Genomic DNA, 15,678 nt, shown 5'->3' on the forward strand with positions numbered 1-15,678 from the left:
AACGACGTGTATTATAGCGTTGTGGTACCTAAACTCGCTGGCGACACATACAACGCAGCCCGGCCTGCTTCGGGGGGCCAACAGATAAACCATACTGATAGCGTTGGTGGAGGCTATGCTGGTGACGTGTGGGCCTATGTTGCTAACTATGCCGGACAGGCCATTACTGGAGACCAGCCACTGTATCCCGGACGGGACAACGTCTTCGTTAGTAACGTGTCTGCAGGTCAATCGATCCGGTTGGGATTCACCACCGAGTGGTGGGTCCCGGTGAATGTTTCAGTCACTGGTCGGTGGCATCCGTGACGCATAGTTAGCGCCGTAGACAGGCACAAGGGTGGCGACCCTTTGTGTCGCCACCGTTGTGCTACTCCGTCTCGCTTTCACAACCGAAGACTTTGGGGGTACGCCAGTTGCTACTCCGGTCGGAATGGATTCGTGTACTAAAACGCTGGCAAACTGCACTCGCTGTAGCTCTAATAGTCGTGTCCCTTCTGGCGGGCTATCTAGACCACCAAAGCGGACGCTACTTCAGCCCGATGGATACGCTAAGTGCATACGTCGCCTTTCTTGTGGCCATTGGAGGCGGCCCCGTGTCTCTGTGGCCGGGTGTCGTGGCTCTAATCGGCCCACTCATTCTGGGTGATACCCTTGCCTGGGACCGGCGTACCGGCATGATACGACTTATGGTATCGCGTGTGGGTCGCAGGCGCTACATTACGGGGAAATTGTTGGCCGTAAACCTGTATACGGCTATCATTGTATTGTCAGCATTGTGCGTGTCGCTTGCTGTGGCCTTCGCATGGTTGCCAAGTCAACTACCACCCTGGCGTGAAGTCGACGGGCAGCTCACGATTTATGATCCAAGGGCCACTTATGCTGTTGTCGAACCGTTTCCGACTTACCTTCATGATCTATTCTTCACCAATCCTATAGTATACCTTACAATCCTGGTCCTAATCCTAGTGCTGCCACCCCTCGCGTGGGCAAACCTTTCGCTACTCCTATCAATTTGGACGGAAAACATTTATCTAGTACTCGCAGCACCGTGGCTTATTTGTATGGCGTTGAGTTTTATTTTGGGACAGCCATTCATTGGGGGCTGGCACTATTCGCCTTTGGTATTGTCAGGGCCGTTTGTCCAAATTGGCGAACCGCGATTGCCGGACTGGGCTATCCCTATGCTGTGGTGCGCTGTAATTGCCATCACGATAGCCGGTACGTATTTCGGGTTCTTGCATACAAAGGGTGGGGATATCATTGACTAAGAATGGGGGACAAGGCGTAGCTATTCGGCTCACTGAGGTACATAAGGCAATTGAGGGACGACCGATCTTAAAAGGTGTAAACCTTGAGGTGTCGTATGGGGAGATTGTTGCTATTATCGGGCCTAATGGGTCAGGCAAATCGTTGTTGTTGCGGATCGTTAGCGGCTTGGCATACGCTGATGAGGGCGAAGTGGTCACAGGTGGCCAGGTGATTAAGGCGGGTCTGCTTGGGCCGCTTCCGGAAGTTGGACTCATGATAGAGGCGCCGGGGTTCTTACCGTACTTGTCGGGAAGGGACAACTTACGCTTACTGGCGACATTACGCGGACGGGTGGGCGAGGCGGCCATTGAAGCCGCCATGCGCGCAGTGGGGCTAGATCCGCGCGACCGCCGGCCGGTCAGGGCTTATTCAATGGGCATGCGGCAACGTCTCGGCATCGCCCAGGCCATTATGGAAGAGCCAAAGATCTTGTTGTTGGATGAACCAACGAACGGGCTTGATCCAGAATTTACAGAGGAGTTCTTAGAGATGCTTCGCCAAAGGCGCGAGTACGGTGTGGCAATTCTCTTGACTTCGCACGAACTGCATGAGGTGGCGGCAATCGCATCGCGGACTCTAAGACTAGTGGATGGCCGGCTAGCGGATGGGGGTCTGAAGTGAGGTCGCTGGAGTGGGCTTTAGCTGCGGGGCGTACCGTGTGGCGTGCAATTGACCACAATAGTGTGGTGCTAGCGTCCGATAAGCGCTGGCGGTTGATGCCGGCCGGTGCATTGGTCGTAAGCGTGCTGGTTGTGTTCGACTTTGTTAACAGCAAATGGGGGATTGGAGAGGCGAACCAGTGGGATCTGATGCTTGCGGTCTTCAATGATCCATTCAAGGCCATGGTTCTATTGCCGGTGGGCTTTTTTGCGCTAGTTGCTGACGCGATTACACGAGACTGGCATGGCTGGGGCTATCTAAGCTGGAGTCGATATAAGTATCGGTTGGTATGGTGGGTGGGCAAGCTTGGTGGTATAGCGCTTGCCGTGTTGATGTATCTCAGCATCTTAGTCATTATAGTCCTTATTACCAGTGCTGTCGCAGCAACAGTGGAAGTGTCGTGGAGTACTCTCGTACATGTGTCAGAGTGGACGTATCCTGGGGGTCTTGCGGTAGACCAGTTAGACATACCACCAGGATTGATAATGCTGGAAATGTTGGGATTAATGAGCGTGGGGTTGATAAGTCTTGGTACAGTTGTGGCGGTTATTGCGTTCTGGGCACGGCAGCCTGTGATTGCGTGGATCTGCGGCGTTGTTATGGCTGGGACGTCGTATGGGGTGTGGCTGGCGTGGCCGTGGGCTGCGGTGTGGGCACCAACACTGCATTTGGCGTTGGGTGCCCATGCGGAGATTAGTAATAGGGTGCCAGGATTTTTCACGATTGGTACGTCGTTGCTGTTCTTCATGGGCTTGTGGTTACTGGCGGCTGTCCTCGGGTATGTGCGTGTTGTGCGACAGGACTTCTGAAGGAAGGGCAAGGTGGGCGGTGTTGAGTGCGTCTTTCTGGCGTGCAGTTTGGGTGGAGTGCCTTGTGCTTAGCCGGAGACGGACGTGGCTTGGCGTGCTTGCCGTGAATGTTGTTGTAGCCGTGGCCGGCATTTACAGTGACCTGTCAGCTTTGGGTATGGACGTCATCGAAATACCTTGGCGGCTTGCGGCACTCTCGTTGGCCGGACCTGGTCAGAATGCGCCAATGATTGTGGTGATCGGGTGGCTGATGATGCCAGCAAGTTTTCTCGTTGGTGCTGGGGAGCCTTTTTCAGCGTTAGCGAGAGCATGGATGCGGATGGCCTTGGTGCGAACGGGTAATCGTTGTGTCTTCTGGTTCGGAAGGTTGTTGGCACATTTCCTGGTGGGTGCGCTGTTCGTGGGTGCGGTATTTCTGATAAGGTGGGTCGTCGCCGGCATTGTTGTCTCTGCGACTTCTCCCTCGGTACCGGCAGGGATCAGTAACGCTGGATTGGAGAGCCACGCGGGGCTTGCCCTGGGTGCATGGATAGGGGCGAATGTCCTGGCCGCGGTTTGGTGGGTTACGGGTGTACGGGCATGTCTGTCCGTCTACTGGGATCGGCCAGGCATTCCCACTGTCGTGACCCTTTTCGCGGCGTACACGTTGACGGTCCTTGGTACCCGACTGCCCGCTATCGTGAGGTATGGGCGGCCACTAGTCGGTGCCCGTCTCAATGCCAGCATGGACGGGCTGACACAGGCGGACTGGATCGGCCTGATCTTGCTTAGCGTTGTGTGGATTGGAAGCAGTGTAGGCCTGGGTTACAGTCGACTCCGAAAATGCGACCTGTAACCCTAGGGTTAATGTGAGATTCAGCACAGTCGCCTGTTCCGACCGCCTGGTTCTACCTCCTCAAGGCCCCCCCGTGTCGCTTGTGCCCAGAGTCACGGCCCAGCCGGGCGGGGGGCCGGCCGAGCGCCGGGGGACCGATCCGGCATGCGGACTGCCTTCCACGGGTAGGGGGGAATGGATCGGCCCGGAAGGAAGGGCCCCTCAGCGGCTAAATAGTTGTTTCATCAAATGCACATTTTGTTGAATGCTGTCAACGCCGACCTAGAAGTGACCCACTTGGCGCCGGTTGGAAACTGACCCACCCCTTTGGGTCACTTACTCCGCAGAGCCGTCCTGTGGCATCACCTCCCTTCGGGGTGGGGTCCCGCCGAACAGTCCTGCCTGCTTCTTCTCCCGAAGCCGGTAGCTCTCGCCCCGGATGTTGATGACGTGGCTGTGGTGAAGCAACCGGTCGAGGATGGCGGTGGCGATCACCGAATCACCCAACACTTCGCCCCACTCGGCAAAGCCCTTGTTACTGGTCAAGATGATGCTGCCCCGTTCATAACGGGCCGAGATCAGGCGAGAGTTCTGAAAAACCGGCGGAAAGCTCAACCCATGGGGCCGAAGGGGGTTGCCAACGATTGGATGGGATACGTGGCACTACGGGTGATCGGCGCTGCAAGGTGGCCCGGCTTGCTACGGACCCGTTCAAGCGGCCGCCCACTCCATGGCCCGCCTCTTCCCATGTCCACTACCACGTGCGTCTTGCAATCGCCGAGCCATCTTCTTGGCGTTGAGCACCAGGCAGGTGAGCAGCACCTGAATCGCCGTCCGTTCCCGTCCCCGGTAACGGCTTCGCCCGAGGCCGTGCCACTGCTTGGCCTCCCCAAAGGTGCGCTCAATGACCGTTCGCACCCGCAAGGCCCGTTTCAGCCCCCGCGGCCGGTTCGCTTCCGTACCCGGATGCCAGTACAGCACCTTCCGCGTCTGGCTCCGGCTCAGGCAACGCCCCGCCCGGGGGCAGCCGCGGCAGGCTCGCTCGGAAAAGTACACCAGCCACCCCCCGCGCTGGTGCGGGCTCTGGCCGATGGAGCGGTGGCCCTCGGGACAGATCCACTGCCGGCGGCGCTTGTCGTACGTGAACCCTTGCTTGGGCAGCCTTTGCCTTTGCGTCCGCTGGGGGATGTACGGACGGATGCCTTGCCGAACGAGATCCTCCCTCAACCTCGTGGCGTCATACGCCTTGTCCGCCACCAGCCGCCGTGGCCGGAGCCCCTGGACGCGCGCTTGTTCCACCAGCGCCGGCGCCCCTTCGAGGTCGCTCGCGTTCCCCGCCGTCACCGTCGCCGCCAGCACAAAGCCGGTCTCATCCGTCGCCAGATGCATCTTGTAGCCGAAAAAAGGCTTCTCCCGGCGCTGGTGTCCCCAACGCGCCTCCGGGTCCGCGTAGCTCGCCACCCGTTCGTCCTTCAGCACCCGCTCCACTTGCTTCCGTACGCGTCGCACCGCCGGTGCCTTCGCGGCTTGCCGCGACGTGATCGCCGCCAGCAAGGCTTCCGTCCGTTCCTGTTCCGCCTGCAGCAGCTGATCCTGATCTTCATAGGTCGCGTCCGGCACCGGCTCGGCCAGCGCCTCCAGTTCCTTCGCCACCGGCGGCGCCGCCTGCCGGACGGCTTGCAGCAGCCGCTGCCGCCCCTCCCGCAAAAGCTGCACCCGTGTGCGGGCGGCCGCATGGGCCACCACCGGGCTGGAGTCCATCACCAGCCAGCGGCCTTTCAGGCACCCCTTCGCTCGTGCCTGCTCCACCAGCCGGTGCAGCAGCCGCTGCCACCGCGCCTCCCCCAACCGCTGCCGAAACCGCACCAGCGTCGTGTCGTCGGGAATCGCGTCCTCCCAGCCAAGGCGGCAGAAGTAGCGATAGAGGACGTTGTAGCGCAGCTGCTGGCAGACCTGCACGTCCGACAGGTTGGCCCACACCGCCAGGAAGAGGATGCGCACCAGCTGCTCCGGCGGATACGAAGGCCGGCCTTGATCGGCGCTGTACAGATCGGCCGTCTCTTCCTCCACGAACGAGAAATCGACAGCCCGGTCGATGTCCAGGAGGGGATGGTCCGCCGGCAGCATGTGGTTGAAGAGGATCTCATCGAAGAAGTTCCGCTGCTGATCCAACCGTCCCAACATGGTGCACCGGCCCCGGTTTCGGTATCGTCTCCATAGGGGTTTTTCGCTTTGCGTCCTGCCAGTCCTTGCCGAAAAAGCAAAGGAGTTTTTCAGAGCCCTCTTGACGAGAGTTCTGAAAAACCGGCGGAAAGCTCAACCCATGGGGCCGAAGGGGGTTGCCAACGATTGGATGGGATACGTGGCACTACGGGTGATCGGCGCTGCAAGGTGGCCCGGCTTGCTACGGACCCGTTCAAGCGGCCGCCCACTCCATGGCCCGCCTCTTCCCATGTCCACTACCACGTGCGTCTTGCAATCGCCGAGCCATCTTCTTGGCGTTGAGCACCAGGCAGGTGAGCAGCACCTGAATCGCCGTCCGTTCCCGTCCCCGGTAACGGCTTCGCCCGAGGCCGTGCCACTGCTTGGCCTCCCCAAAGGTGCGCTCAATGACCGTTCGCACCCGCAAGGCCCGTTTCAGCCCCCGCGGCCGGTTCGCTTCCGTACCCGGATGCCAGTACAGCACCTTCCGCGTCTGGCTCCGGCTCAGGCAACGCCCCGCCCGGGGGCAGCCGCGGCAGGCTCGCTCGGAAAAGTACACCAGCCACCCCCCGCGCTGGTGCGGGCTCTGGCCGATGGAGCGGTGGCCCTCGGGACAGATCCACTGCCGGCGGCGCTTGTCGTACGTGAACCCTTGCTTGGGCAGCCTTTGCCTTTGCGTCCGCTGGGGGATGTACGGACGGATGCCTTGCCGAACGAGATCCTCCCTCAACCTCGTGGCGTCATACGCCTTGTCCGCCACCAGCCGCCGTGGCCGGAGCCCCTGGACGCGCGCTTGTTCCACCAGCGCCGGCGCCCCTTCGAGGTCGCTCGCGTTCCCCGCCGTCACCGTCGCCGCCAGCACAAAGCCGGTCTCATCCGTCGCCAGATGCATCTTGTAGCCGAAAAAAGGCTTCTCCCGGCGCTGGTGTCCCCAACGCGCCTCCGGGTCCGCGTAGCTCGCCACCCGTTCGTCCTTCAGCACCCGCTCCACTTGCTTCCGTACGCGTCGCACCGCCGGTGCCTTCGCGGCTTGCCGCGACGTGATCGCCGCCAGCAAGGCTTCCGTCCGTTCCTGTTCCGCCTGCAGCAGCTGATCCTGATCTTCATAGGTCGCGTCCGGCACCGGCTCGGCCAGCGCCTCCAGTTCCTTCGCCACCGGCGGCGCCGCCTGCCGGACGGCTTGCAGCAGCCGCTGCCGCCCCTCCCGCAAAAGCTGCACCCGTGTGCGGGCGGCCGCATGGGCCACCACCGGGCTGGAGTCCATCACCAGCCAGCGGCCTTTCAGGCACCCCTTCGCTCGTGCCTGCTCCACCAGCCGGTGCAGCAGCCGCTGCCACCGCGCCTCCCCCAACCGCTGCCGAAACCGCACCAGCGTCGTGTCGTCGGGAATCGCGTCCTCCCAGCCAAGGCGGCAGAAGTAGCGATAGAGGACGTTGTAGCGCAGCTGCTGGCAGACCTGCACGTCCGACAGGTTGGCCCACACCGCCAGGAAGAGGATGCGCACCAGCTGCTCCGGCGGATACGAAGGCCGGCCTTGATCGGCGCTGTACCGATCGGCCGTCTCTTCCTCCACGAACGAGAAATCGACAGCCCGGTCGATGTCCAGGAGGGGATGGTCCGCCGGCAGCATGTGGTTGAAGAGGATCTCATCGAAGAAGTTCCGCTGCTGATCCAACCGTCCCAACATGGTGCACCGGCCCCGGTTTCGGTATCGTCTCCATAGGGGTTTTTCGCTTTGCGTCCTGCCAGTCCTTGCCGAAAAAGCAAAGGAGTTTTTCAGAGCCCTCCTTGACTCGACTTTGACACCGTGATCCTTGAGAACCCTTAAGACAGAAGGCTTTCTTGGGCACACGGGGACTACGTACCACTACACTACCCGGCGGGGGTCGTCTCGGGACGTGGCAGCGGCTGCACCCGAGCGGGGGGCCGCAGGCCCACGGCCTTGAAGGCCTCGTAGGCCTGCCCGACCAGCTCGGTGCGGGTGAGGTAGGCCTCGCCGTCCAGCTCCACGGCCACGGCGTGCAGCTGGGAGAGATCGTGGAGCACGTCCTCGTAGCCCACATCGGGGTTCTGCTGGCGGAGCTTGCGCAACAAGAGGCTCTCCAGGACCAGCGCCAGGAAGCAGACCATGACGTGCCCCCGGACTCGCCGCTCCGTCCAGTGGAACATGGGCCGCAGGTCCAAGGCGGACTTGAGGGTGCGGAAGGCGCGCTCGACCCGCCAGAGGTCCTTGTACGCCCGCACCACGGCCTCCGGGTCGAGGTCGGTGTTGGTCCGCAGCAGGTACTTCCCATCGTAGCGGGCGGCCCGTTTCACAGCGTCCGCGTCAACCACCAACGCACCCTGGGGCAGGGCCTTGAGGTAACGGGCCACGAGGCGGTTCCGCAGGAGATCCTTGGCTTGGCCGCGCTCGATCCGCTGCTTCAGGTGCGCGAGGACCGCCTCCCGGGCGTGGCGGTCGTGCTCGGCCTGGAGGGGATTGTGGCAGAGGATGTAGCGCTGGCCCTGGTGGATCACCTGCTTGATGCGGAGCTGCTCGTCGATCACGCGGTAGCGCCCTGGCTGGCTCAGCACGGCCTCGGCCTCGCGGTGGCGCCGCAAGGGCATGACGACGATGTACTCCATGCCGGCTTCCTCGATGGCGTGCAGGATCCGGCGGCTGACCATGCCCCGGTCGGCGACGAAGATCACCCGGCGTAGGTGGAAACGCCTCTTGAGCGCGTCAAGGACGGTCTCCACCGTGGCCTTGTCGGCGGTGTCGCCCGGGAAGACCTCGTGAGCAATGGGGTAGCCGTCCCGGGTCATGAGCACGCCGACCACCAGCTGGGGGCGGTCCGGGCGCTTGTCGCGGGAATAGCCGTAGGCGGCCAAGCCCTCCGGCCCGCGGCCTTCGAAGTAGGTGGATGTGGCATCCCACATCACCACGTCGACCTCGGTCCAGAACAGGTCGCGGGCCCGGGCGAAGAGGCGGTCTTCGAGGGCTTCCTTATGCTCGGCCAGGACGTCCAGCGCCCGGTAGTAGTGATGCAGCTCCAGCTGCTCGGCCTGGGGCCGGTAGACGCCCTGCAGCCACTGCCGGACGAGTCCGCGTTTGGAGCAGGGGTCGGTGAGGCGGTTGAGCACCATGGTGAAGACGGCCTCGGCCACGTCGAAGGCCAGCTGGCGATCCTCCAGCAGGGCCGCGAAGGCCTTGTCCAGTTCAGCTTCGCGCCACAGCCGTTCGAAGATCAGCGCCGGTCCCCACTGCTTGGACCAGCGGACGTTCAAGCGCTCGGCTTGTTCCTCCAGCCGACGCCAGGTGTTCTGGGAGAAGCGGGCTAGGTTCTCGATGAGGGCATCGAGGCGGCCGTCCTGAAGGTCCTCCAGCCGGCCCAGGGTGGCGACCACCCGCTGGCGGACGCGGCCGCCCTGGCGCACGCTCTCGACGAGTTGGAGGTAGGTGCGGGTGGAGCCGTCTTTGTTCTTGAAGGTCTTCTGGCGGATGAACATGGCACAACCATCATAGCATGCTCGTGCTTACCATACAAGTGTTTCACGAATACACGTGGCACTACACTTTTGACCCCAAAGAACCGCCGCCCCATGGAAACCCCTTGATTCATGCGGGTTCCTGGGGCGGCGTGGCACCGAGAAGGGCCGTCAACTGTCAAACCCGAGCCTGGAGGAGGGCTCTGAAAAACTCCTTTGCTTTTTCGGCAAGGACTGGCAGGACGCAAAGCGAAAAACCCTAGGGAGACGATACCGAAACCGGGGCCGATGCACCATGCTGGGAAGGTTGGATCGACAGCGAAACTTCTTCGATGAGCTGCTCTTTGAACGCATGCTGCCTGCGGACCAGGCCGTGTCCCGGCAAGTGGTGGAAAAGCGGCTCCCCCTCGGGTTCCATGGGCTTACCTCGCTGCAACAGCCAAGGCGCTCACCGAGTCACTCCCCAACGCGTCACCGCCCTTGAGCTTCGCCATCGACGCCTGGCTAAAGTACCGCCGCTGCACCAGCCACTCGTCCTGCTGCTCCTCCAGCAGCGCACCCAGCAGGCGCAGCACCGCCGCCACGTTCGGGAAGATGCCCACCACGTCGCACCGCCGCGCCAGCTCGCGGTTCAGCCGCTCCAGGACGTTCGTCGAGTGGATCCCCCGCCAGTGCTCCGGCGGGAAGTCCATGTAGGCCAAAACCTCCTCCGCGGCCTCCCGCAGCAGGCTCGCCACCTGGGGGAACCGCCGCTCCAAGTTTGCCGCCACCTGCTCCAGCTGCTGCCGAGCCGAGGCACGGTCCGGCTGGGCGAAGATGGTCCGTACCAGCGCTGCCACCATGGACTGGGCGTGCTTGGGCACCCGCGCCAGCAGGTTCCGCATGAAGTGCACCCGGCACCGCTGCCACGTGGCGCCTGCCAGCACCTCACCGATGGCTCGCTTGAGGCCCTCGTGGGCGTCCGAGATCACCAGCCGCACGCCCTTCAGCCCCCGGGCCACCAGGCGACGTAGGAAGTCCAGCCAGAACTCGTACGTCTCGGCCGCGCCCACGTCGAACCCCAGGACCTCCCGTTCCCCTGTCTCCCGCACACCCACGGCGATCACGGCCGCCATGTTCACCACCCGTCCGTCTTGCCGCACCTTCACCGCCTTGGCGTCCAGCCACACGTAGGGGTACTCGCCTTCCAGCGGCCGGTTCCGAAAGCGCTCCATGTGCTCGTCCAGCTCGGCGCAGATGCGGGAGACCTCGCTCTTGCTCAAGCCCCCGACGCCCAGCGCCTGGACCAGCTCGTCCACCTTGCGCGTGCTCACCCCGTGCACGTAGGCCTCCTGCACCACGGCCAGCAAGGCCCGCTCCGCGCGCCGCCGCGGCTTCAAGAGGCTGGGGAAGTAGCTGCCGCGGCGTAACTTCGGGATCTGCAGCTCGATGGTGCCCACGCGCGTGTCCCAGCGCCGGGGGCGGTACCCGTTTCGGTAGGTAGTGCGCGACGGGGTGCGCTCGTAGCGCTGGGCGCCGATGAGTTCGCTGACCTCGACCTCCATCAGCTGCTGGGCGAGCCAGCGCAGGCCCTCCCGCAGGGCGTCGACCTCGGGCTCGCCCTGGTACTGGCGCAGCAGTTCGAGAAGTGCCATCCTGAAGTCAGCGGTCACCGGTGGTCCGACCTCCCTTCGTGCTCGGGTTCGTCCAACCCGAAGGGAAGCCGCCGGTGACCGCTGCTGTCAACGGCCACCAGCCACGCCTAAACCCTGGCCGGAAAGTCCACCACTACCCGGGACTTTAACCCCCGCCGCGACCGCCCCCGCGCTGGTCCAACCCCATGGGTCCATTCCCATTGCGTCCATTCTCATGGGCCGGCAGATCGGCCGGCATCCTGCTCGACTCGACCCTCGCCCAGGCCTACCGGCCCGCTCCGGCCATCTGGCCTTCTTTTCCCACCCCTGCCGGGCCGCGCCCCTCAGCCGGATCCTCGATGACGATCCGCAGGCGGTTGTAGTTGCGACCCCGGCCGTCCGGCTGGTAGTTCTTCTCCACCAGGCCCTTGACGTCGACGGCGAAGAAGGAGACGTCGGTCGTCCGGTCGATGCGCAGGTCCGCGGGCCGGTCCCGTACCCCTGCGGCTTCGTAGCGGGTGGACTCCAGGGTGGGCCGGCTGCCGTCCAGGGTGTAGTACACGTCCGCCGGCTCGCTGGTGTGGAACCGCAGCCGCACGGGACCCGTGAACACCAGGGTCTGGTCGCCGTCCTCCTCGAAGCGGACCTCCTGGCGATCCCCCTCCCCCAAGGCGCCCGCCGCCGACCGGGTCCCCTCCTCCGGGATGATCTCGACCCAGGAGCGGGGCAGTTGCCGGTCGTTCTGGTAGTCCAAGGCGACGCGAAGCAGTTCCATCGTCCCGTTGGCGAACTCCATGGCCTGTTCGAACGCCTCCGGCCAGGCCGGCTGGAATCCCTGGGAGCGCCAGCGGCCGCCCTCAAAGCGATACGCTCCGACTTCGAAGTCCCACCCGAACACCCGGTGGCGGTACCAGAAGTGATCGGCCGAGTTCCCCGCCGCCGAGTACAGCACGTCGATGACCGGACCCGTCTGGCCGGGGAGGATCACCGTGTCCCGCCATCGCTCGAGGTGACGTCCTAAACTGTCTGTAAACGCGAAGCGGTCTGGGCTACCATCGGTGGCGTCGGAAAACTCGCCCCAGCTGGGGCACACCGAGGAGGACCCAGACCTATGTCCAGGATACCACCCAGCCAGCAGTTGGCGGAGCTGGCCCGGCAGCTGGCCGCGCAGGCCCGGGAGGGTACGGAGGTCGAGGACCTGACCCATGCCCTCGTCCGCCTGGGCGCCCGCAAGCTCATCCAGGAGCTGCTGGAGGCAGAGGTCACGGAGCTTTTGGGGCGCGGACGCTACGAGCGGCGCGAGCCTGGCCAGGAAGGCGCCCGCAACGGCTACAAGCCGCGGACGCTGCGTTGCGCCGAGGGGCGGCTCGAGATCGACGTCCCCCAGGTGCGGGGCATGGAGGGACTGTGCCAGCCCACGCTGTGGAGGGCCCTCAAGCGGCGGACGGACGTGCTGGAGCGCCTGGTGGTGGAGATGTACGCCCGGGGCCTCTCTAGCCGGGACATCGAGGATGCGCTGGCGGAGCTGGCGGGCAGCGAAGCGCCGCTTTTGAGCCGGTCCACCGTGAGCCGGATCACCGAGGCGCTCCACGAGGAGTTCGAGGCCTTTGCCCAGCGGGACCTGTCAGGCCTCGACGTGGTGTACCTGTTCGCCGACGCCATCTACGAGTCGCTGCGCCGGCAGGCGGGCTGCCGTGAGGGCATCCTGGTCACCTGGGCCATCTTGAGCGACGGCAGCAAGGTGCTGGTGCACCTGAGCCTGGGCAACAAGGAGCGCTACGAGGACTGGCTGGAGCACTTCCGGGATCTGGTGCGCCGGGGGCTGAAGACGCCGCTGACGGTGACGACGGACGGGGCGCCGGGGCTGATCCAGGCGGTGGAAGCCATGTGGCCGGAGGCGGAGCGCATCCGCTGCTGGGTGCACAAGATGCGGAACGTGCTGGACAAGGTGCCGGAGGAGGCGCGGCCCGTGCTCAAGCCCTACCTGGAGGCGATCCGGGACGCACCGGATATCGAGCAGGGCCGGCGGCTGGTGGCCGAGGTGGTGGAGCGGTTCGGGCGGGAGTATCCCTCGGCCATGCGGAGCCTGCAGGAGGACCTGGAAGCGAGCCTGGCGCACCTGCGGCTACCCGCCGCCCACCGCAAGCATGTCCGGACCACCAACCTGGTGGAGCGCAGCTTCGAGGAGGAGCGGCGGCGCGCCAAGGTGATCCCGCGGTTTCGGAGCGAGCGGGAGTGCCTGAAGCTAGTCTTCGCCGTGCTGTGGCGGGCGAGTGAGCGCTGGCGGCGGGTGCAGTTCAGCGAGCACGAACGAAAGCAGCTGGAGCGCTACATCGAGGAGCGGCAACGGCAAAGAGCGGCGCAGAAAGAGGTTTCACCCGCTGCCACCGTGGCATGACCCAGACCGCTTTTACAGACAGTTCGGGACTTGACCATCGGCTCGATGGCGTCGAGGATCCGCTCGCCCGCCTGCCAGAAGAAGGTCTCCTCCCCCAGGGTCGGGCGCGGCAAGGGGATGCGCCCGGGGACCTTGTACGCCCCCGGCGGCCACATGAAATATCCACCGTGGCTGTGCACGTTCATCGCGAACTTGATGTTGGGGAAGTTCTCCACCAGCCAGACCTCGTTGCGGGCCTCGGGTTCCGACAGCGGCGCGGGACCGGCGTAGGTCGAACTCAGCGGGTTCGTGCTGCCGCCGACGTACCCGTCGTGCACGCTGCCCACGGCGAAGTTGCGATTCAGGTCCACCCCCCACTGGTTACGCAGGGCGGGATCCTTGTATGCGGGTCCACCGTGGTTCACCAGGTTCTTCCGCTGCAGGTTGTAGTCGTAGAAGGAGTAGTGGCCCCCGTCGGGGTTCACCGACGGCAGGATGAAGATGTCCAGGTTGTCCACCAGTTCCCGCGTCGGCTTGTGGGTCCGGTAGTTGTAGAGCAGACGGGCCGCCGTCTCCAGGGCCACCAGCGGCGTCACCCACTCCCGGGCGTGCTCCTGGGCGTAGATGAACACGCCGGTGCGCGAGCCGTCCCGCCGCTTGCCGATGCGCAGCACCTTGACGGTGAAGGGATCCCGCGAGACGTGATCCGGCGCCCGCAGGTAGTCGCTGAGGACCACGGGCCCTTCCGGCGCGACGATGCCGGAGGGCTCGGCGGTCCGGTACGGGAACGCCTGGACCGGCAGATCGGGATCGGCATTCACCGCCTCGATCACCTGGCCGGCGGTGCTGGTCACCGCGCCGTCGGGACCGGTGGCCAGGGACACGTGGACCGTGCGGGTCGCCGCCTCGTAGCGGACGGTCAGGGGCCGGTTGGGCTCGCCAGGATCTTCCAGCAGGACCCGCAGCCCGTTGCCGCCCTCATGCCCCCATGCCTTGGAGTACCACACGATGGCCCGCGACGCCGTGGCACCCGTGACCCCCATGGCCTGGCGGCGGTACCCGTGGGTGCGGTACGGCAGCTCGATGATCTCCGTCAGGTCGGGGAACTCCCGGGCCAGCGCCTCGAGCCGCGCGTAGATCTCGGTGGGATCCATGTAGTGGTCGACGAAGCCCGTGCGGTAGTCCCCAGCGAACGAGAAACGCGCCTCCTCGGAGGGCCACGGCTCGACGGCGGCGCGGGCCTCCGCCCCGTCCGCGCCCGTCACCCGAATGGCGTCCGGCAGCGATGCCACGGGGACCAGCAGGGTGTGGTACATGTACACACCCGCGTCGACGAAGGGGGTCATGGTGCCCAGGTGCTCCCCGCTCCCCGCATCGTAGACGTCGAGCACCGCCTGGGCACCGGCTGCCGCCCGGGCCTCCACCGACACGAAGGGGCCGGCGTAGTTCTCGAAGCCGTCGGCCCGCAGGATGCGGATGGGCTCTTCTTGCGCGGCGGCCGCGGCGGCTGGTGCCGTACCGGCTCCGGCAGAACGGCTGGGCGCCGCATCCGTCTTCGTCGGGGACCCGGGGCTCGCGGATCCGGACGAACCGGCCCCGGCACCGCCGCCCCGGCCCTGCGGTCCGCCCTCGGCCGCACCCACCGGCTGCAAGCCGAGGACGGCCAGCTGGCGGGCCTGTTCGTCCGTGACGACCAGGTCGATGAGCAGGCGCCCTTGGGCGTCCTGGAGGACGGGAGCCTCGACGGCGATGCCCATCTCCTGGATCCGGGAGAGGACGGCCGTCGACGGAAGGCGGAACGTGACCACCTTCTCCACGGCGGGATCCCTCTGGACGGGGGGATCCGCGGTCCCCGCCTCCGCCAGGGCCTGGGCCCAGGTCAACCCGATGAGCAGGAGGGCCAGCACCCCGGCGCCGAGGCGATAGCTGAAGGTGAACCGACTCTGGACGCGGGAGTCACGCGGCCTGCATCCTCGGTCCTTGCGCATCCCTCCAGCCGGTTCTTCCACGGGGGACAAGCTCCGACGGCGGTGGACGGTTGCCACGACGGTCGTTGCCACGATTGTAGGACAAGCCGGTCACACCCACGGCACGAACGATGTCGAGGCCCCTCGTCGATTTCCGCGGCAGCCGTTGGAGGGTCACCGTCCCATCCGCGTCAAGGGCGCCTCGTGCTCGGGTACGGAGCGCGCGAATCATCGACGCATGCTGCAGGCGTGGAGTGGAGCCGTGGGGAACGGCGAACGGCAAGCGATGAGCCTTTCGGAGGCAGCCGCTGGGAGGCGGTCCGTCCGCGTGGGAGAGGTGGGTGGCCGTGCCGCAGCGAGGTGGCCGTGCCGCAGCGAGTCGTGGCCTGCCCGGCACGCCGCCGGCGCCGGGTACCGGGTGGACGCCTTCAGCCGGTTCGTCCAGGAGGGAGATACGGCG

General features: G+C 64.8%; 9 protein-coding genes and 1 pseudogene. 3 read left to right on the top strand and 7 right to left on the bottom strand.

The annotated features are described in order from the left end of the window. The first annotated feature begins 1,248 nt into the window (after nucleotides 1-1,248). Complete coding sequence (locus E1B22_RS00095) at nucleotides 1,249-1,929, top strand: ABC transporter ATP-binding protein (protein ID WP_256369290.1); 681 nt, start codon at nucleotides 1,249-1,251, stop codon at nucleotides 1,927-1,929. Beyond that, nucleotides 1,926-2,777, top strand: a complete 852-nt coding sequence (locus E1B22_RS00100) for a hypothetical protein (protein WP_135224080.1) — start codon at nucleotides 1,926-1,928, stop codon at nucleotides 2,775-2,777. Before E1B22_RS00095 ends, E1B22_RS00100 begins: the two co-directional genes overlap by 4 nt. Before the next feature lie 1,150 nt (nucleotides 2,778-3,927). On the opposite strand, the pseudogene E1B22_RS00105 reads toward E1B22_RS00100, so the two are convergent. From E1B22_RS00105 to E1B22_RS00130, 6 genes and pseudogenes are all read right to left on the bottom strand, one after another. Beyond that, nucleotides 3,928-4,176: pseudogene (locus tag E1B22_RS00105) on the bottom strand (ATP-binding protein); the annotation flags it as partial. A 126-nt stretch (nucleotides 4,177-4,302) separates the two neighbouring features. Continuing rightward, nucleotides 4,303-5,775 carry an IS1182 family transposase gene (locus E1B22_RS00110; protein ID WP_135224081.1) on the bottom strand — a complete coding sequence of 491 codons (1,473 nt, stop codon included), beginning with the start codon at nucleotides 5,773-5,775 and terminating at the stop codon, nucleotides 4,303-4,305. Nucleotides 5,776-6,007: 232 nt separating this feature from the next. Continuing rightward, complete coding sequence (locus E1B22_RS00115; RefSeq protein WP_135224082.1) at nucleotides 6,008-7,480, bottom strand: IS1182 family transposase; 1,473 nt, start codon at nucleotides 7,478-7,480, stop codon at nucleotides 6,008-6,010. Nucleotides 7,481-7,665: 185 nt separating this feature from the next. Beyond that, entirely contained in the window at nucleotides 7,666-9,282 is a 1,617-nt protein-coding gene (locus E1B22_RS00120) for an IS1634 family transposase (RefSeq protein ID WP_135224083.1), read from the bottom strand. A gap of 401 nt (nucleotides 9,283-9,683) precedes the next feature. After that, nucleotides 9,684-10,913 (bottom strand): IS256 family transposase, encoded by a 1,230-nt coding sequence (locus E1B22_RS00125; protein ID WP_135224084.1) that lies wholly within the window; start codon nucleotides 10,911-10,913, stop codon nucleotides 9,684-9,686. A 247-nt stretch (nucleotides 10,914-11,160) separates the two neighbouring features. Next, on the bottom strand, nucleotides 11,161-11,862 hold the full coding sequence (locus tag E1B22_RS00130; RefSeq protein WP_135224085.1) for a chitobiase/beta-hexosaminidase C-terminal domain-containing protein: 702 nt from the start codon (nucleotides 11,860-11,862) through the stop codon (nucleotides 11,161-11,163). A 123-nt stretch (nucleotides 11,863-11,985) separates the two neighbouring features. Between E1B22_RS00130 and E1B22_RS00135 the strand changes: the two genes are divergently transcribed. Continuing rightward, complete coding sequence (locus E1B22_RS00135; RefSeq protein WP_135224086.1) at nucleotides 11,986-13,272, top strand: IS256 family transposase; 1,287 nt, start codon at nucleotides 11,986-11,988, stop codon at nucleotides 13,270-13,272. On the opposite strand, the gene E1B22_RS00140 is transcribed toward E1B22_RS00135, so the two are convergent. After that, a complete protein-coding gene (locus E1B22_RS00140) occupies nucleotides 13,203-15,239 on the bottom strand; it encodes a M14 family metallopeptidase (RefSeq protein ID WP_135224087.1) in 2,037 nt (678 codons plus the stop codon). The two genes, E1B22_RS00135 and E1B22_RS00140, sit on opposite strands and share 70 nt — an antisense overlap. Between the last annotated feature and the right edge of the window lie 439 nt (nucleotides 15,240-15,678).

The sequence above is a fragment of the Thermaerobacter sp. FW80 genome (assembly GCF_004634385.1).
Taxonomy (GTDB): Bacteria; Bacillota; Sulfobacillia; order Thermaerobacterales; family Thermaerobacteraceae; genus Thermaerobacter; species Thermaerobacter composti.

Coding starts and splice junctions, on each gene's coding strand:
- E1B22_RS00110 (WP_135224081.1), bottom strand. CDS start 5,775: ATGTTGGGACGGTTGGATCAGCAGCGGAACTTCTTCGATGAGATCCTC.
- E1B22_RS00115 (WP_135224082.1), bottom strand. CDS start 7,480: ATGTTGGGACGGTTGGATCAGCAGCGGAACTTCTTCGATGAGATCCTC.
- E1B22_RS00120 (WP_135224083.1), bottom strand. CDS start 9,282: ATGTTCATCCGCCAGAAGACCTTCAAGAACAAAGACGGCTCCACCCGC.
- E1B22_RS00135 (WP_135224086.1), top strand. CDS start 11,986: ATGTCCAGGATACCACCCAGCCAGCAGTTGGCGGAGCTGGCCCGGCAG.
- E1B22_RS00140 (WP_135224087.1), bottom strand. CDS start 15,239: ATGCGCAAGGACCGAGGATGCAGGCCGCGTGACTCCCGCGTCCAGAGT.